The 18,221-nt window shown below is 38.9% G+C and carries 11 protein-coding genes, 1 tRNA gene and 1 pseudogene; 5 read left to right on the top strand and 8 right to left on the bottom strand.

The genetic code is table 11. The annotated features are described in order from the left end of the window. Positions 1 to 69 precede the first annotated feature (69 nt). The 4 genes from K8P02_RS08185 (at position 70) to K8P02_RS08170 (ending at position 6,789) form a co-directional block, all read left to right on the top strand. Positions 70 to 4,383 (top strand): DUF5113 domain-containing protein, encoded by a 4,314-nt coding sequence (locus K8P02_RS08185; protein WP_223382212.1) that lies wholly within the window; start codon positions 70 to 72, stop codon positions 4,381 to 4,383. 67 nt (positions 4,384 to 4,450) lie between these two features. Then, a complete protein-coding gene (locus K8P02_RS08180) occupies positions 4,451 to 5,179 on the top strand; it encodes a DUF5932 domain-containing protein (protein ID WP_002560350.1) in 729 nt (242 codons plus the stop codon). Then, complete coding sequence (locus K8P02_RS08175; RefSeq protein ID WP_002560349.1) at positions 5,169 to 6,626, top strand: AbgT family transporter; 1,458 nt, start codon at positions 5,169 to 5,171, stop codon at positions 6,624 to 6,626. The genes K8P02_RS08180 and K8P02_RS08175 overlap by 11 nt, the downstream gene beginning before the upstream one ends. Positions 6,627 to 6,715: 89 nt before the next feature. Further along, a tRNA-Arg gene (locus K8P02_RS08170) sits at positions 6,716 to 6,789 on the top strand. A 226-nt stretch (positions 6,790 to 7,015) separates the two neighbouring features. On the opposite strand, the pseudogene K8P02_RS08165 reads toward K8P02_RS08170, so the two are convergent. Both K8P02_RS08165 and K8P02_RS08160 read right to left on the bottom strand, forming a co-directional pair. Then, a pseudogene (locus K8P02_RS08165) lies at positions 7,016 to 7,888 on the bottom strand (alpha/beta hydrolase); the annotation flags it as partial. A gap of 230 nt (positions 7,889 to 8,118) precedes the next feature. Continuing rightward, positions 8,119 to 9,774: a hypothetical protein gene (locus K8P02_RS08160; protein ID WP_025866404.1), complete on the bottom strand. Its 1,656-nt coding sequence runs from the start codon at positions 9,772 to 9,774 to the stop codon at positions 8,119 to 8,121. Positions 9,775 to 10,536: 762 nt separating this feature from the next. Here K8P02_RS08160 and K8P02_RS08155 point away from each other — a divergent pair. Continuing rightward, positions 10,537 to 11,271 (top strand): tetratricopeptide repeat protein, encoded by a 735-nt coding sequence (locus K8P02_RS08155; RefSeq protein ID WP_002560325.1) that lies wholly within the window; start codon positions 10,537 to 10,539, stop codon positions 11,269 to 11,271. Positions 11,272 to 11,349: 78 nt separating this feature from the next. On the opposite strand, the gene K8P02_RS08150 is transcribed toward K8P02_RS08155, so the two are convergent. From K8P02_RS08150 to K8P02_RS08125, 6 genes are all read right to left on the bottom strand, one after another. Further along, a complete protein-coding gene (locus K8P02_RS08150; RefSeq protein WP_025866403.1) occupies positions 11,350 to 13,359 on the bottom strand; it encodes an alpha amylase C-terminal domain-containing protein in 2,010 nt (669 codons plus the stop codon). A gap of 16 nt (positions 13,360 to 13,375) precedes the next feature. Beyond that, positions 13,376 to 13,822 carry a YhcH/YjgK/YiaL family protein gene (locus K8P02_RS08145; protein ID WP_002560323.1) on the bottom strand — a complete coding sequence of 149 codons (447 nt, stop codon included), beginning with the start codon at positions 13,820 to 13,822 and terminating at the stop codon, positions 13,376 to 13,378. 35 nt (positions 13,823 to 13,857) lie between these two features. After that, positions 13,858 to 14,523: a DUF2461 domain-containing protein gene (locus K8P02_RS08140; protein WP_025866402.1), complete on the bottom strand. Its 666-nt coding sequence runs from the start codon at positions 14,521 to 14,523 to the stop codon at positions 13,858 to 13,860. A 276-nt stretch (positions 14,524 to 14,799) separates the two neighbouring features. Then, positions 14,800 to 15,393, bottom strand: coding sequence for an aminotransferase class IV family protein (locus K8P02_RS08135; RefSeq protein ID WP_025866401.1), 594 nt, complete (start codon positions 15,391 to 15,393; stop codon positions 14,800 to 14,802). Further along, positions 15,377 to 16,360, bottom strand: a complete 984-nt coding sequence (locus K8P02_RS08130; RefSeq protein WP_002560320.1) for an aminodeoxychorismate synthase component I — start codon at positions 16,358 to 16,360, stop codon at positions 15,377 to 15,379. Before K8P02_RS08130 ends, K8P02_RS08135 begins: the two co-directional genes overlap by 17 nt. A gap of 158 nt (positions 16,361 to 16,518) precedes the next feature. Beyond that, the gene (locus K8P02_RS08125) at positions 16,519 to 18,216 is read right to left on the bottom strand and encodes an alpha-amylase family protein (RefSeq protein ID WP_007485567.1); all 1,698 of its coding nucleotides are present in this window, start codon (positions 18,214 to 18,216) and stop codon (positions 16,519 to 16,521) included. Positions 18,217 to 18,221 lie beyond the last annotated feature (5 nt).

Below are 18,221 nucleotides of genomic sequence, written 5' to 3'. Positions count from 1 at the left end.
ATATGCTAATTGGCTACACTATTTTAACATACCGCATGGTAATTGGCACATCGAATAATTATTAAAACGATGAACCGTCACCTACCTTTGTATATACTGTGCATGCTGTTGCTCACAGCACTCTTTTCGTGTGTCGGTACAGCACCTACCAAAGAGGTACGTTTTATCGACTCTTTGAATCGAAGAGCGTATGCTTATCGTTACAAAAATCTGGATTCGTCCTATCATCCTGCATTGGAAGCCTATAACAAATCCCGCCTTTACAACCAGGGAAAAGCAGAGGCTTGCAATAATCTGGGATTTTGTGCATTTATGAAAATGGATTTTGAACGCGCTGAAGGTTTGCACAAAGAAGTATACGGACTCACTAAAAATGAACTGGAATTGCTTATTGCGGATGTGGGACTGATGAAAATCTACCAGCGGGCGGGCATGAACAAAGAATATTACGATTATCGCAACAGCGCTATGCGGCGAATGAAACGTATTCGTGAAGACAGTAATGTTTTTGCAGACAAGCATGAGACGCTACGGTTGAATTATGCCTTTACTGAGTTTTTTATAGTATCTGCCGTTTACTATTATTATCTTCAGCAACGTCCCGAAGCAATGGCAGCACTGGATAAGATTCCGCAAGACGAAGCTTTGAATGAAGATACCAATCAATACCTTTATTTTCATTATATCAAAGGATCGGCTTCTTTGTGTGAAGGTGATACACCGGACGAACGGAAATTACATGAATATGACGAACTCTATACTACCTGGCGACTGGCTTCCCGTGAAGGTTATCTTTATTTTGTCGGAAACAGTATGCAGGGATTGGCTAACCTGCTGATACCTGAAGGAGATTTTGATCTGATTGTGTCAAGACGTTCACATTCATTGAAGCAGCTGGGCATACCAATTGACTCTTTATTACCTTTAAGATTGGGAGAAAAGGCCTTACAGACTTTCAAGGAATACGATGACCTGTATCAGATTGCCGGTGCTTATGTCTCTATCGGAAAGTACTTCAATGCTCATGGTCTGTATTCCGAAGCACTCGATTCTCTGGGTAAAGCACTGGAATGCGTAAATCATCATCATCTTTTGTATTATCACCATGATGCCGATACGTTGGACAAACTGCAGCCTTTTGTCGGTGCTGACACCATTTTCACCGAAATGACATGGATAGGGCAGGAGAGAGTCAAAACTGTACCTGAATGGATATCCCGTATTCGCGAACAGTTGAGTGTCTCTTATGCAGGTTTAGGTATGAAGCCGGAGTCCGACTACAACCGCAATATCTACCTGGATATATTAAATGATACCCGTCAGGACAAGGAACTGGAAAGTCGTTACGCCTATCTGGAAGCAGAGTCCAAACAGTTAAATATCGTACTTTTCTTTGTTACGGTAGGTTTGTTCCTGGTAATCGTTTTATTCTGGATTTTCAATAAACGTTCTAAAATAAAAAATCGTATTTACACCGAACGGTTGCAACAGACGCTGATTCTCTGCCGGGATATTACAGCTTTTATTCCGATGAATATACCTCTTATTCAGCAAGGTATTGACCGCTTGTTCGGACCGGACCGGATTACATTGGAGGTTACCGAAGAAGGAAAGGCAAATTTCGTTCACAATCATCGGCTGAGCCGCGATGAACAGGCATTGGTACATATATTGATACCCTATGTGGAGTGGGCTATGGATAATGAGCAGGCCATTGCCACCCTCAGTGACGAGCGTAATCAACTGGAAAAGCAACGTTATGTCTATGAACAACATATTGCTGCCAACAAACGCCAGAATCTGATAAAGAAGTCGTGTCTTGCCATTGTGAATGGTATCAATCCTTATATAGACCGCATACTCAACGAGGTGCACAAACTGACGGAAAAAGGTTTCATGAAAGATCTGCGGATCAAAAAAGAAAAATATCAATACATTGACGAGTTAGTGACTACGATCAATGAATACAATGATATTCTTGCCTTGTGGATTAAGATGAAACAGGGTACATTGAGCCTAAATATAGAAATTTTCAGCCTGAACGAGCTTTTCGAACTTTTAGGGAAAGGACGCAGAGCCTTTGAAATGAAGAATCAGACACTCGAAATAGAATCTACACAGGTATTGGTAAAGGCAGACAAGGCATTGACTTTGTTTATGATAAATACATTGGCCGAAAACGCCCGTAAATATACTCCTGAAGGAGGGAAAATACATATTTATGCCCGCCAGACTGAAGAATACGTTGAAATATCGGTAGAAGATAACGGACGTGGACTTTCTGCCGAAGATGTGGCGCGTATTATTGGCGAGAAGGTATACGATTCACGTGCTATCGGAATGAAAGATACTGAGGATACGGAAATACTGAGACAGAATAAAGGAAGTGGCTTCGGACTGATGAACTGTAAAGGTATCATTGAAAAGTATCGTAAAACAAATGATTTGTTCCGGGTATGCCTGTTCAGCGTTGAAAGTGAACCGGGTAGGGGAAGCCGTTTTTATTTCCGTCTTCCGCCGGGAGTACGAAAGATAATAGGAATGCTGTTATGTTTGCTATTGCCTTCATACCTGTGCTCTTCTTGTGTAAAAGAAGCTAAACAGGCATTTGCTCCATCTGCAATAGACTCCGTAGGCCTGGCTGTAGATTCCAATTATGAACAATTGCTTGACGAAGCATCAGACTATGCCAATGCAGCCTATTTTGCTAATGTAGACGGTTATTATGAAGCGGCCCTGCAATATGCAGACTCCGCTATTAAGGTGTTGAACAAGCATTATAAGAAATATGCCCGCCGGCCCTATCGATACATGAAACTGGTTGGTGAAGGTACTCCGGCCGAACTGACCTGGTGGAATGAAATGTTCGATTCAGACTTCCATGCCATACTGGATATAAGGAATGAAGCAGCGGTCGCTTTTCTTGCACTAAAACAGTTGGACGGATATAATTATAATAATGCAGCATTTACAGCCCTTTATAAGCTGCAAAGTGAAGATCAGTCGTTGGAGGGATACTGCCGCCAATTGGAACGTTCTACAACGAACAAGATAGTAGGTATTATCCTTTGCATCCTTTTGTTGGTAATCTCTCTGGCAGGTTATTATCTAATCTATATACGCAAACGCCTGCTCAACCGTCTGAATTTAGAACAGGTGCTTGAGATAAACAAAAAAGTTTTCGCTTCTTCACTGATACGTTCACAGGAGTCGGCCGAAGCCTTACAGCGCGAAGAGGATACATTGAAGGAGATTCCTCAACGACTCGTTGACGAAGCATTTGATTCTATCAACGAATTACTCACAATTGATAGACTCAGCCTTGCCGTGTACAATGAGACTACCCATCATTTAGAGTTTGCTTCCAATCCTCGGCTTGATGCGATGCCTGAGTTGATGCAACGTTGTTTTAATGAGCAAGCTTATCAGTCTGACGGGCTTGCACAGGCCATTCCATTGATGGTGGATGCCGGAGGAGAGCATCAGTGTGTAGGTGTGCTTTACCTGGAACGCCGTGAAGGAACTGAATTAGAAACAGATCGTTTGCTGTTTGAATTGGTGGCCCGTTACGTAGCAATCGTAGTGTTCAATGCTGTAGTGAAACTGGCAATGAAATACCGGGATATTGAATCTGCACATGAAGAGGCACAACGTGCTTCCTGGGAAGACAGTATGCTGCATGTTCAGAATATGGTACTCGATAATTGCCTTTCTACCATCAAACACGAGACTGTTTATTATCCCAATAAAATAAAACAGATCGTTGGTAAGTTGAATACACAAAATCTTTCAGAAGCAGAAGAACGGGAGAATGTGGAAGCTATCAGTGAATTGATAGAGTACTACAAAGGCATCTTTACCATCCTTAGTTCCTGTGCTTCCCGGCAATTGGAAGAGGTTACATTCCGGCGGAGTACGATTCAGGTTTCCGATCTTTTTGAATATGCAGCTAAGTATTTCCGGAGGGTTAGTAAGGGAAAAAGAACCGGAGTTGAGTTAATGCTCGAACCAACGGAGGGCCGGGTTATCGGAGATATCAATCAACTTCGTTTTCTTCTTGAAAATCTGATAGACGAAGCGCTCGATGGGTCTAAAAACGGAATATTGAAATTAAGAGCCAGAGAAGAGGATGAATATGTACGCTTTCTTTTTACCGACACCCGTCGCGAAAAGAGCGTAGAAGAGCTGAACCAATTGTTTTATCCCAATCTGGCACGTATGACTGCAGGTGAAAAAGGAGAACTCCGCGGTACGGAATATCTGATATGTAAGCAAATTATTCGCGATCATGATGAATTTGCCGGACGACGTGGATGCCGTATCAATGCCGAGCCTGCTGTGGGGGGAGGGTTTACTGTTTACTTTACCATACCCAGGCGATGATAACAATAGATGTAAAGCAGTATAATAATATGTGTAACGAGTCATAACAATATATGTAACGAAACGTATGGAAGACAGAAAATTTAAAGTAATTATCGTAGAAGATGTAAAGCTGGAATTAAAAGGTACAGAAGAGATTTTCCGGCATGAAATACCCAATGCAGAAGTTATTGGGACAGCTATGACTGAAGCAGAATTCTGGCCGTTAATGGAAGCCCAATTACCCGATCTGGTACTGCTCGATCTTGGTTTGGGTGGTTCTACCACTATTGGAGTAGATATCTGCCGCAATATATTCAAACGTTACAAAGGAGTACGGGTGCTTATCTTCACAGGTGAAATATTGAATGAAAAACTATGGGTAGATGTACTGAATGCAGGAGCAGACGGCATTATCCTGAAGACAGGTGAACTGTTGACTAAGACCGATGTACAAGCAGTGATGGACGGCAAGAAACTTGTATTCAACTATCCCATACTTGAGAAGATAGTAGATCGTTTTAAAGCCTCTGTAGGTAACGATGCCAAACGCCAAGAAGCTGTTATCAATTACGATATCGATGAATATGACGAACGTTTTTTACGCCATCTCGCCTTGGGATATACCAAAGAGATGATAGCCAATCTCAAGGGTATGCCTTTTGGAGTGAAGTCGCTCGAAAAACGGCAGAACGATCTTGTCGGACGACTCTTTCCTAATGGAGAACGGGTAGGGGTGAATGCTACCCGTCTGGTAGTACGTGCATTTGAACTTCGTATCCTCGATCTTGATAATCTGGAAGCCGATGAAGAATAGCAAATGGCGCATGCCACATCCGGCCACAATGTTCCTTGTGCTGACAATGTTCGTTGTGCTTCTTTCGTGGATATTTGACATCTACGGACTAAGCGTTACATTGCCACAAACAGGTGAGGAAATTCGTGTGCAAAGCTTGTTAAGTCCGGAAGGTATTCGCTGGTTGCTTCGTCATATAGTCACCAATTTCACAGGATTTGCTCCTTTGGGAATGGTAATTGTAGCTATGTTTGGTATAGGAGTAGCGCAACACTCCGGCTTTATAGATGCTTGTATCCGGCAGGGAATTCGTGGAAAGCAGGAGAAAGAGAAAATTATTCTTTGGGTTATTTTCCTGGGATTGCTATCAAACGTAGTAGGTGATGCTGGTTATATTATATTGCTGCCTATTGCTGCTACTTTGTTTCATTCCGTGGGGTTACATCCGGTAGCTGGAATTATCACAGCTTATGCATCTGTAGCTTGCGGTTATAGTGCTAATGTTGTATTAAGTACGATGGATCCTTTGCTGGCCCGCACCACAGAAGAAGCCGCAGTGGCAGGTGGTATAGAACACGGTGATACGGGGCCGTTATGCAATTATTTTTTCATGTTTGTTTCTACTTTTCTCATTGCTGCCGTAGTTTATTGGGTAACGCGTCGTAAATTACTTCCGGCTATGGGCAATTATGGTGGAAGTACACTCTTTGAAGGTTATAAACCGCTTTCTCGTAAGGAACGCCGTGCTTTAACAATGGCCATCATTGTAGGCGTGGCCTATGTTGCTTTAGTACTTTGGCTAACTTTCTCTTCCTATGGTATTTTGCGTGGTGTAAGTGGCAATTTGATGCGTTCTCCTTTTATTATGGGAATATTGTTTCTCATTTCCTTGGGAGCCGGACTTATGGGAATGATCTACGGATTCAGTTCAGGGCGGTATCGTACGGATGCAGATGTGATAGAAGGTTTGGCACAACCGATGAAGTTACTGGGAGTATATTTTGTTATCGCCTTTTTTGCGGCACAGATGTTTGCCTGTTTTGAGTACTCACACCTTGACAAGTGCCTGGCTATAATGGGAGCAAATCTACTCTCTTCTATTGAGTTTGGCAACTTGTCGACTCTTATCCTTTTTATCATATTCAGTGCGCTGATCAATCTCATCATGGTATCTGCAACCTCCAAATGGACATTTATGGCATTCATTTTCATTCCGATATTCGATAAAATAGGTGTCTCTCCGGATGTAGTGCAGTGTGCTTTTCGTATAGGAGACAGTGCAACCAATGCCATTACTCCTTTTCTTTTTTATATGCCTTTAGTATTGACCTATATGCAGCAATATGACAAGAACTCCTCTTATCTTTCCCTATTAAGATATACATGGCGTTATTCTGTTTACATTTTAATAGCCTGGACTTTGTTATTTATTTTGTGGTATTTAACAGGCTTACCTTTAGGATTATAGCCTTTTCTGCACAGAGAAAGACACAAAAAAATACAGAAATATTTTTGAAGTTTCAGAAAAAGCATTACCTTTGCACCGCAATTAAGGATGGTTCCGTAGCTCAGCTGGATAGAGCAACGCCCTTCTAAGGCGTGGGTCAAGCGTTCGAATCGCTTCGGAATCACAACGATAAGGCAAGTAGTCAATAAAAAGACTGCTTGCCTTTCGTTGTTTGGGTGGTTATCAATAAGTTACTACGGCTGAGCTAATGTTTTGGGCTCAGCCGTCATTTATGGGAGATTTAAAACATATGTATAAAATGAACCCTAAAAACTATTTTTATAATTATTGGAATAAACTTATGCAATATCCGCTATTGAAAAAAATCTACTCCTCCCACATATTTCTTAGAAACTGTCAAGCCAAGCCCTCAAGTCTTGCAACATTTCTTTATGATACCTAAAATCCCCTTTATATCCCCATCCATGTCTTCCTGATGGATAAATGAAGATAGAAGCAGGAACTCTATTCTTCTTTAATGCCAGATAATAATATACTCCATTAGGTGTAGGCACAACGTTATCATCGTCAGAAAAAACAATAAAGGCTCTGGGAGTTTTGTCTGTCACATGTTTTTCATTAGAATACATATCTTCCAGTTCTTTAGAGGCATCTTTTTTTAATAAATTATCATGCGATCCTATGTGAGTAAAGGCTTTATCCATAGTTATTACCGGATAAAATAATACTTGAAATGCCGGACGCAAATCTGCCTTTGTATGTGTCGCTATTGTTGAAGCCAGATGACCACCAGCAGAAGACCCCATAATTCCGATATCTGCCGGATTTATATTCCACTCTTTTGCTTTTTCTTTTACGAGTCGTATGGCCTCTTCCGCATCAGAGAATGGAACCTCTCGATTTCCCCTTGGCATACGATATTTCAGGACAGCATAAGCAATGCCCAATTGGTTGAAGAACGGAGCCCAATCGTACCCCTCATGTCTATAAGCCAATCCACCGTATGCACCACCCGGGCAAGCAATAATAACACGCCCGGTCGCTCTTTCTTTCGAAGGCAGGAATATCCGTAATGAAGGTTTATAATTTTGGATGTTATCATCAAAAGGAGTATGATCTATACCATTTGTGTTAGGGAGTCCATTTGCCCATAAATCCACATCAAATTCTTTTTCTGTGAATTGAGCAAAAATCGGGTTACAGATAACAATAAATGTCAAAAAAACAAAGGAAGTTGTTATTGTTCTCATCGTAAATTTCATATTAATGAATTATTTAATTGTAATGCATAACTACAAATAATCACTTGAACCCAAAGTCGAAATAATTATTATACTATAAATAAATTTTTCTTATAGGCTCTGAGTGATACTGATTATGATTGTTTTATATTATAGAGAAATGTTTTTGAAAAGTCCAATTTATTCAAATCTTAAAAAGCACATAACAGGTATTCTTTTAACATACAAAAGACCTACTTATTATCCTAATCTCAAATTTTTTGATTTGAACAATCAATTACAATCTTGTTTTTTTCAGGAACAAACAAAACCCCGTCTTTAACTTGTTTCATTATACCTTTTTCACAAATGATTCCATAATTGATATTTTTCATTTGCGCTTTCATAATTCGTTGGTTATTGGCAATATTTAAAGGGAATATTTTACCTTTGGCTACATTCAATCTCATCATCCACTGATTCTGATCATTACTCTTTATTTCAATCTGTTTTTCATTCATAGTAAAAGTATACTCTTTCCCTGAAGCAGTACAACAAATTATCTCAGTCGCTTTTTTTCCTATTACTTTAACAAACATTTTGTCCATAATAATTTCCTTAGGATGATTACTATTATCCATCGTGTATATACGGATAGCTGCCAAATCATTAGGGGTACTCCAAAGAAAACCGTCAATGATAGGACAAGTCATATAAATACATTGATTGGAAATACCAGCTTGTTTCAAATAATCAGATTCCAGATTTTCATCAAAAAGATGAATGTCTCTAAAACGGATTGTATTATTTTCCCAAAGAAGATTTGCCCTATAATAGCGGCTATTAAACCATACTGTTTTTTGTCCATTATCATATGTATCTGTTAGTGTTGTAACAGATGTCGGTGGATTCAAAGGATATTTCTTCTTAAACCATTTACCCGAAGTCTCTAATGTTTCTATTCTGATTTTACCTTCCTGTTGCAAAGATGCAAGAATTGGCATTTGCATTTCAAGTCCCTTTCTCATAGTATTCCATGTGAATGAATTCTCTTGTCCGACTTGTGTGTAATTGAACCCAAGACATGGATCTTCAAAGATAGATTTGAAGAATTTTCTCACCCATTTCTCGCTTTCACCTGCATTTTTGTACACAGGCTCCAAAGTAATAACTCCTTGTATTGTATGTCCTACACCTGTGTCATATTGATAGATAGGGTCACTTCCCAACATTCGGAAAACAGGTACCGGTATCTGTCCTTTGGCTGTTTGCGCAGGCATATATCCATTAAGACGGCTGGGATAATATGCCTGATTCCAATAACCTCCCCATAAAGTGTAACCATCCGTTCCATATTGATCTTTACAATTACAGGAAGCTATAATACCATATTTGTCATACATGTATTCTAACGAATGAGCGTCTATAAACCATGAACCGATGGAAGACGGATATCTACCAAATATAGATTTGAATTTTTCCATATAGACGTCTATCAGTTTCTCTCTTTCTTCAGTAGTATATCCAGTGGCAAACCCCACATTTGCATGCCAATCCCAAGGATAACGTCCTCTCCATGTTAATCCTGCAGCTTCAACGTGTGGCTGGGTAATTTCCCACCATCCACCGACCTCAGAACCACGTTCTATTTCTTTTTTAAGTAGAGCTTGGTAACGAGGATTAATGAGAGCATCGTACTGTAACAGAAAGGTTCCTTGCAAATTGTATTTCATGAGCAGTTTCACTTGTTCGTGTACAGTCTCATATAAAACCTGTTCTGTTATATTTTTATCTCTAGGTTCTATTTGACGAATAAAATTAATGATATTAACAATTCGCGGGCTGTCCTGAGAGAAACTACTTCTAGCTATGCTATTTGTTGAAGCTAATAGTAATAACAATAGTAGTACATTTTTTAATTTCTTCATTTTGTCTATATTTTATCTGGTTATATTGATACTGCAAAACTAATAAATAAAAAGTAATTAACAAGATTCAGTTGTGCACAAACTCTGTCAAACTAAAATATCTTTCCTAAATTTAGTAATATTCAATTATTACACAACAGGTTGATTATCAACAAATAGAGCATATGCAGTGGCAATGAAATACAACTGAATTCTACTTTTTAGTCAGCTTTATAATAATCATTAGAAGTCATATCAGGCTTTCGTATGAATTCTTTGTAGAAATAAATTCGGCTGATAATTCATACATTTCAATAATAGTTTGTATTAATATATCGATAGCCTATTTCTCCACTTATCAGCAATAATCAAGTTTTAAAAATAATAAATATTTGTACTAAATTTCCGAATGTAGATACTGAATTTCCAGACATAATAGCAACTTTTATTTTTTCAATATACATTTGTATCACTGTTCTACAGATATCTGAGAAGAAAAATGTAGAGTATTGTTTGTTTTGTTTGTGTGTGATGGATTCTTCTCAAGCGTGAGAAGAATCCATCTTTTTATTTTATATCTATTTATTAATATAAATCAACTGATAACAGGCTTATGTACTTTCTAAACAATCAGAAAGAAGTATGTTTATCGCCATCATATGTGAATAAAATGTATGTTTCGTAGTGTGAAAGAGCCTATAAAAAACAAAATAGCTTTGTTATTCTATTCATTTCTTGTTACATTTGAACGATAAACAATTAAAAAGACACATTTTAAGAACCATGAGAAAATTTATTTTGCTTGCTGCTTTGTGCTGTGCCACAGGTAGTATCTTTGGTCAAACAGACCCTAATCAATTAAAAAAAGAAGGAAATGACGCTTTAAATGCTAAGAATTACCAGGTTGCTTTTACTAAATACGATGCGTATTTGAAGCAAACAAATAATTCTGATTCCGTAATGGCTTATAATTGTGGTGTATGTGCTGATCAGATAAAAAAATATGCTGATGCGGTGAAATACTTCGATGTGGCCATCCAAAAGAATTATAATGTAGCCAATGCATATGCCCGTAAAGCTGGTGCATTAAAAGATTTGAAAAAGGATGCGGAAATGGTGGAAACATTGGAAGCCGGACTTAAAATTGCTCCGGGTAATAAAACAATGGAAAAACTATATGCTATCCATTATTTGAAAGAAGGACAAAAATTCCAGAAAGCAAATGATATTAATAAGGCAGAAGAAAGTTACAAACAAGTAACTACGCTGAGCAACAAAAAATGGAAAACAGATGCTCTTTACAGTCTGGGAGTGTTGTTCTACAATAATGGAGCTAATGTGTTGAAAAAAGCCGCTCCACTGGCTACTTCTGATGCAGACAAATATGCAACGGAAAAAGCTGCTGCTGATGCCGATTTCAAGAAAGCTTCAGATTACTTGAAAGAAGCTGTAGCTTTGTCTCCGGATAGAGCTGAAATTAAGAAAATGTTGGGACAGGTAGAAGAGAGCCTGAAATAGTAAAAGCTTATCATAATAAAGAAAAGAGCCATTTTCTATATGAAAATGGCTCTTTTCTTTATTATGACAGTAGTTATTTTACTTTTTACGCAATACCATTGCTGTACGAGCAGGAATATAAAGTTTCAACCATTCTTTCTTTTCCTTTTTGTATAAAGGATCGGATATCGTGAAATGTGTAATGGTATCGTCAGAGAACCCATTGCCCCCAAACTGTACACTATCCGTGTTCAAAATTACTTCGTATGCACCCGGAGCAACCAGGAAACCATAATCTGTAAACGACTGTTTCGGATTGAAGTTGAATACAAATATGAAATCTTTACGCTGATATACAAGTACCTGATCGCCGTCATTATGCCAGATTTCCTGTATTGGCGTAGCCTGGAAATCTTTCACGCTTTTAATGACCTTCAGCATATTTTCGTCAAAATCTGCCATATAGTGATAGGTCAGATTCTTATTGTCTACCAGATCCCATTGACGACGGGCGTACTTGCACGACCAGCCATTTCCCTCGCGTGGGAAATCAATCCATTCGGGATGTCCGAATTCATTTCCCATGAAATTCAGATAACCACCATTAATCGTGGTAGCAGTAAGCAGACGAATCATCTTATGAAGAGCAATACCACGATTTACAGTATAATTTTCATCTCCTTTCTGCATATGCCAGTACATATCGGCATCAATCAGACGGAAGATAATAGTCTTATCACCTACTAATGCCTGATCATGGCTTTCAGCATAGGATATTGTCTTTTCATCCTGACGGCGATTGATAACTTCCCAAAACATACTGGAAGGTTTCCAATCTTCATCGATTTTCTCTTTGATAGTTTTTATCCAGTAGTCCGGAATATTCATAGCCATACGATAGTTAAATCCATAACCACCATCTTCTACTTTGGCTGCCAATCCCGGCATACCCGAAACTTCTTCTGCAATAGTAATTGCTTTAGGATTCACCATATGAATTAATTCGTTGGCAAGCGTCAGATAACACATTGCATTGTCATCTTCGTGTCCATTAAAATAATCACCATAATTAGAGAAACTTTCTCCCAATCCGTGGCTATAATACAACATTGAGGTTACACCGTCAAAACGGAAACCGTCAAATTGATACTCTTCCAACCAATATTTGCAATTAGACAATAAGAAATGTATCACTTCATTTTTGCCATAATCAAAACAGAGAGAATCCCATGCCGGATGTTCACGACGTGCTCCCGGATAGAAATATTGATTAGGATCACCGGCAAAATTGCCTAGACCTTCTACCTCGTTCTTCACAGCATGAGAGTGAACAATATCCATTATTACAGCAATCCCCAATCCGTGAGCAGTATCAATCAGTTCTTTGAGCTCTTCAGGAGTACCGAAACGCGAAGAAGCCGCAAAGAAACTCGATACATGGTAGCCAAAGCTACCGTAATACGGATGTTCCTGAATGGCCATAATCTGAATACAGTTGTAACCAGCTTTTGCTATACGAGGAAGAATCTTTTCACGGAACTCACTGTAAGTTCCAACTTTTTCTTCTTGCTGAGCCATACCGATATGGCATTCATAAATAAGTAATGGATCAGTAGAAGGTTTAAATGTTTTTTTGCGAAATTTGAAGGGTTTCTCCGGATTCCAAACTTGTGCACTGAAAATTTTTGTATTCTCATCCTGTACCACTCGCGTAGCCCAGGCCGGAATACGTTCTCCTTGTCCTCCGTCCCAATAAACGATTAGTTTGTAAAGATCGCCATGTTGCATTGCATTCGCGGGCAGATTGATTTCCCAATTACCATTCTGCAAACGTTTCAGGCTATATTCTTCTTTCTCTTCCCAATTGTTGAATGTACCTACCATGTAAATATGGGTCGCATTGGGCGCCCATTCACGGAAAGTCCATCCTTTGTCTGTACGATGCAAACCGAAATATAAGTATCCCGAAGCAAAGTCCGACAAGGTCTGTTTCCCTCCGTTTGTCAGTTCGGTTTCCTTATCCATGGCATATTGATGCCGTCCGGTAATAGCTGCAGCATACGGTTCCAACCAGGGGTCACTTTTAATAAGATTCAATGTTTTCTCCATATCAGGATGAGTTTGATTATGCTTTCACTTTTACAATAACTTTCTTCACACCATCCGGACTAATGCCCGGAGCATGTCCGTCTTGCGGAAAGAAAATAGCGAACATACCTGGCTTAACAGCCACATATGTCTCTGCTAAACCTTCAAAGAAAGTAATGTCTTTTTCGGCATTATAGGGAGCATCGGCAGGTACACAATCTTTACCGGGAGTGTATCCCATTACTTCTGTTCCTGAAAGAGGAATTTGAATATCGATAAATTCGTTATGAGTTTCAAGTTTGGCTTGCTCTTTGGCCTTTGGAGTAGTCTGGGCAATGTTTACTACCAGATCCGCACCTTTCAATTCGGTCTTGCCTACTTCCATAGCATGAAGGTCATGAGACTTTAAGAACTCAATAGCTTGTGCGAACAAAGGATTCAGTGACGCGTATTTTTCCAGGTTTTCTAATGTATCTACTACCATAGTTATAAAAAATTTTAAGTTATTATTAGGTATTATTATTCGAAATCATCAATTGTGTAGTTAATAAAATCAGCAAATCGTTTAAACTGTCGAAAGGCGTCTTCTGTTTTATCCAGGAAGTCGGGGGCAAGGAAGAATTCGTCAGGTACATTGTAAGCGCAGGTATACTCCTTACATTTCAGATAATCAATGTATTTAAAATCTTTCGGAAAACCTTTGGGGGCGGTTTTCAGGAAATCTTCTCCTATCACCGGAAAATATTTTTTAAATTCAGGATCTTCTACTATGGCAATATATTCATCTATATTGTCATAAATAGACTGACGAACTGCTTTCAGAATATTAGGAGGTAAACAAAGGCTTCCTCCTGCCAACATGCAGGAACCATTCTGAATATGCACATAGTAGCCACAATGATCGGATTTTTTTCCTTTAGCATTGATATATCCGCCAAAATGAATTTTGTATGGCGTTTTATCTGATGAAAAACGGGTATCCCGATAGATACGATAGGTACAATCTTTAACTTGTACACCTCTGATGCTCTCATCAAAGAGGCCGATACGGGAAATTACAGCTGCCAAAAGATTTTCGAACTCTGTACGGGCGGTTTCATACTCATCACGGTGCTCGTTAAACCACTCACGGTTATTATTTGCAGCGAGATTTTTTAAAAATTGAAAGATAACAGGCATGTTCATTGTCATTCTTTTCTATATCTTTATTCTACAAACGTACGAATTTTATTTGTAACAAACTAAAAAATGCAATAAAAAAGCATCGACTTAAAGAAAGCCGATGCTTTAACACATTTATCAAAAAAACAGACGCTTCTGTTTCTGACGTACTTACTTATCACAAGCTGGTACAATCTCTTTTAATTAATCTTATATCTAATACTATGAAAAACACATCTATATAACACACCCCAAAAGGCTTTTGTTCGTAGACATAATCTTTTTTGCTGTTAATAATAGTTATACAATAATATGATCGCCAACCGGAAATTCTATTTTTCTAAAAGTAATCATTGCATTAAATAAAGTGATCCGGGAGTAAGTAAAAAGTTGTTTCAAAGTTATTTCTTCTTCTTTTATAATTTGTTGATCCAACAGAAATGCTCTTTGTGTACCTTTCAGTAAAGGAGATTTGGGAGTATGCCATTCAGAACCATTATAGAGAGCTATGTTAGCAATGGAAGTATCGGTGACCAGCTCATTTTTAACAATGAGTATATCATCGGCTGTTTCCCGTAAAGCATAGAGTTGATTTAAGTATTCACGGTCAAGACTTTTATAAGTATAATCTATTTCGTCGGAGCGGACCACACGGAGTGTATCAATGCTGCGAATAGAATAGGGGGCATACGTGATTTCTCTGATTTCTTTATCGTATACCACTCTGCACTTTATTACCCCTTCACTTTGTATAGGTCGGATGTAATCAGTGAGGTCCAAAGTGGTACAATTTTTCCAGAACCAATTTCTAGTCCGATTTAACCTCTTATTGTGATAGACTAAATTGTGTATTGCCCCATTCTCTATTCGTATGGTTTCAATAAATTGGTACATAGACTTTTTGTTTCATTTCATTGTATTCACTTTTCAGATCACTTTTACAGGTAATTCCTCCTCCGCTTTTGAAATAAAGTTTATCTCCCCGCTGTTCAATAAAGCGTATCATTACGGCACTGTCGAGGTTCTCACCATCAAAATATCCGGTAATACCAGTATAGAAACCTCTTTCATATGTTTCCGCACGAGCTATAATATCCATTGTCTTTTGTTTGGGAGCACCTGTAATAGAACCTGCAGGTAATAGTTTAAAAAGAATGTCTCCCAACCGTGAACGATAATCATCAGGCAAAACACCGCTAATTTCCGAACTTGTCTGTAAAATAGGACCGGAATTTGTCTGCAGTGTATCAGCATAACGATAACGGTTCACAAACACTTTTTCTGCAACCAGACTCAAATCATTACGTATCAGGTCTACAATTGTAGCGTGTTCTGCCGCTTCCTTCGGGTCATCCATTAGTTGTTGGCAGGCAGATGGGAGGGTAGCATCTATTGTTCCTTTCATGGGGTATGAACTGATTAACGTTCCATTGATCCGGACAAATATTTCAGGAGAAAATACCACAAAAGCATCTTTTACCCATAGCTTATACATTGCTTTGGAATGAAGAAAAATTTCTTTTAAACTTAAGTTGGTGGTAATTGGAGTACTACATGTCAGATTCGTAAGAAAACTGTTACCATTATGGATATTCTGCATAACGTAGTCAAAAGATTGCTTGTATTGGCTTAGTGGCTGAGGAGTGATTTGCCACCGTATCACTTTATTACAAAGCAGGGTCGGTGATTGATTAGTAAAACCATTAAAATTATACAATACGAATGAAGGGTCAAGCTTGTCTGCTTCTTCTATATACGAACAACTTTGCAGATAATTAATGATAAAAATAAAGGGCTTGCCTTGTTCTGACAGGTAGTTAATCCTCCGAACAGCTTGTTCTTTATTGTATGATTGTAACATATAATTTCCAGATTAGAACATTGATGAGATATGGAAAAACAATATACTATAACCTGTAACACAAAAGTACGTATTTAACGCCCTGTTAAATACGTATTTAAGTCACTATTAAATACGTACTTTACATGTATAAAAGTACGTACTTTTTAAAAGCCTGATTAGATGGTTATTTTCAATATCTTTCCGCTATGTCTACTCAGTGAAACCTCTGTTGCCTTATAAGGGAGCAGACAAATATTTTCTTTCTTTCCAGTCAGTAAATCCGTAGCCTCGTAAGAGTCCATCTGAGGGATTTGCAGGAAGTCAAAAGCATGAGACGGTACATTTATAGCAATGTCTACCGGCTGACCATCAAAATTGACAATAATGAAAAGCAATTCATTTTTATACTTACGCAAAAAAGTATACTGCTTGTGTTCATTGAATCTCCATCCGTTTTGGTTGGCGTACATCAAGTCGAAGAAAGCTCCTTGCACAATAGCCTGCTCTTCGTTGCAAAGAGTCAGAATCTTCTGGTAGACAGCGTACAGGGATTTCTGTTCTTCCGTTAGCATCTTGCCATCAAATTTACCTTCATTCCGCCAACGGCGTATGGTATCTACACTCCAATAGTCAAAAATTGTAGTGCGTCCGTCACGTCCGCTAAAGCCTTCACTATCCATCCCTAATTCACCAAATTCCTGTCCGAAATAAATCATCATCGGGTTTGTATTCATACAGGCTGATACAATCAGAGCCGGAATTCCTTTGCGAGGATCACTTGCAAAAAAATCCGAAGCAATACGCTGTTCATCGTGATTTTCAAGAAAGTTGAGCATACGCTTCTCAATTCCTCCCAAGCTTTGCCAACTGCGGGTTATAGCTGTAGCAGAATCATAGCCGCATGCTACATTACGTAGTGTATCATACAATCCCACTTTATCATACAAATAATCAAATTTACCACGGAACAGATAATTCTGGTATTCTGCCGGATTATAAACTTCTGCAATGAACAACAGTTTGGGATGTTTCTCTTTTACCTGAGGGATTACCCATTCCCAAAACTCTACCGGCACCATTTCCGCCATATCACAGCGGAATCCATCTATGTTCTTTGAAGCCCAGAAAAGAAGGATATCAAGCATCTTTATCCATGTATCCGGAATAGGGGAGAAATTACAGGTACCTCCGTTAGGATAATCTACGCCATAATTTAATTTCACTGTCTCATACCAGTCGTTGATATTGGGATATGCATCAAAACGATTGTTACCGGTTGCTTTGGCGGGGTATTCCCGATAAGGTTCCGCAGCGCTTCCTTTCATATCAAACTGTCCGTGAAGTTCTGCTTGCGGAATATAATAAAAGTTGTTGTACGGACTGAAAGCATACGTCGGGTCATCGTTTGCACCCAGTTCTACTGTCCCGTCGGGCTGTGCATCGGAGTGATACTGACGGGCCACATGATTAGGAACAAAATCAATGATCACTTTTAGTCCGGCACGATGTGTACGGTTCACAAGATTCTCAAACTCTTTCATCCTGCCGGAAACGTCTGTTGCAATATCCGGGTCTACATCATAATAATCTTTAATAGCGTAGGGGGAGCCTGCTTTACCTTTCACAATAGCGGGGTGGTCCGGACGGATATTATACCGACGATAATCTGTTTGTGTAGCATGTTCAATAATGCCTGTATACCAGATATGTGTTGCACCTAACTTTTGTATCTCACCCAATGCTTTTACTGTGAAGTCTGCCATCTTTCCACAGCCATTTTGAACAATGTCACCGTTATTGATGCAATGATTATTATTGTTTCCAAACAGGCGGGTAAGCACCTGATAGATAATTATTTTCTTTTCGTCACTCATGTTGT

Origin of the sequence: Bacteroides nordii, from assembly GCF_019930665.1 — a bacterium.
Lineage (GTDB): Bacteria > Bacteroidota > Bacteroidia > Bacteroidales > Bacteroidaceae > Bacteroides > Bacteroides nordii.
Note: the sequence above shows the minus strand (reverse complement) of the source record. Positions and strands in the feature narration are given on the sequence as shown.

Excerpts from the sequence above, each read along its gene's own strand:
- K8P02_RS08140 (WP_025866402.1), bottom strand. The coding sequence starts at position 14,523 with ATGAACATGCCTGTTATCTTTCAATTTTTAAAAAATCTCGCTGCAAAT.
- K8P02_RS08125 (WP_007485567.1), bottom strand. The coding sequence starts at position 18,216 with ATGAGTGACGAAAAGAAAATAATTATCTATCAGGTGCTTACCCGCCTG.
- K8P02_RS08130 (WP_002560320.1), bottom strand. The coding sequence starts at position 16,360 with ATGTTACAATCATACAATAAAGAACAAGCTGTTCGGAGGATTAACTAC.
- K8P02_RS08135 (WP_025866401.1), bottom strand. The coding sequence starts at position 15,393 with ATGTACCAATTTATTGAAACCATACGAATAGAGAATGGGGCAATACAC.
- K8P02_RS08150 (WP_025866403.1), bottom strand. The coding sequence starts at position 13,359 with ATGGAGAAAACATTGAATCTTATTAAAAGTGACCCCTGGTTGGAACCG.
- K8P02_RS08175 (WP_002560349.1), top strand. The coding sequence starts at position 5,169 with ATGAAGAATAGCAAATGGCGCATGCCACATCCGGCCACAATGTTCCTT.
- K8P02_RS08185 (WP_223382212.1), top strand. The coding sequence starts at position 70 with ATGAACCGTCACCTACCTTTGTATATACTGTGCATGCTGTTGCTCACA.
- K8P02_RS08155 (WP_002560325.1), top strand. The coding sequence starts at position 10,537 with ATGAGAAAATTTATTTTGCTTGCTGCTTTGTGCTGTGCCACAGGTAGT.
- K8P02_RS08180 (WP_002560350.1), top strand. The coding sequence starts at position 4,451 with ATGGAAGACAGAAAATTTAAAGTAATTATCGTAGAAGATGTAAAGCTG.
- K8P02_RS08145 (WP_002560323.1), bottom strand. The coding sequence starts at position 13,822 with ATGGTAGTAGATACATTAGAAAACCTGGAAAAATACGCGTCACTGAAT.
- K8P02_RS08160 (WP_025866404.1), bottom strand. The coding sequence starts at position 9,774 with ATGAAGAAATTAAAAAATGTACTACTATTGTTATTACTATTAGCTTCA.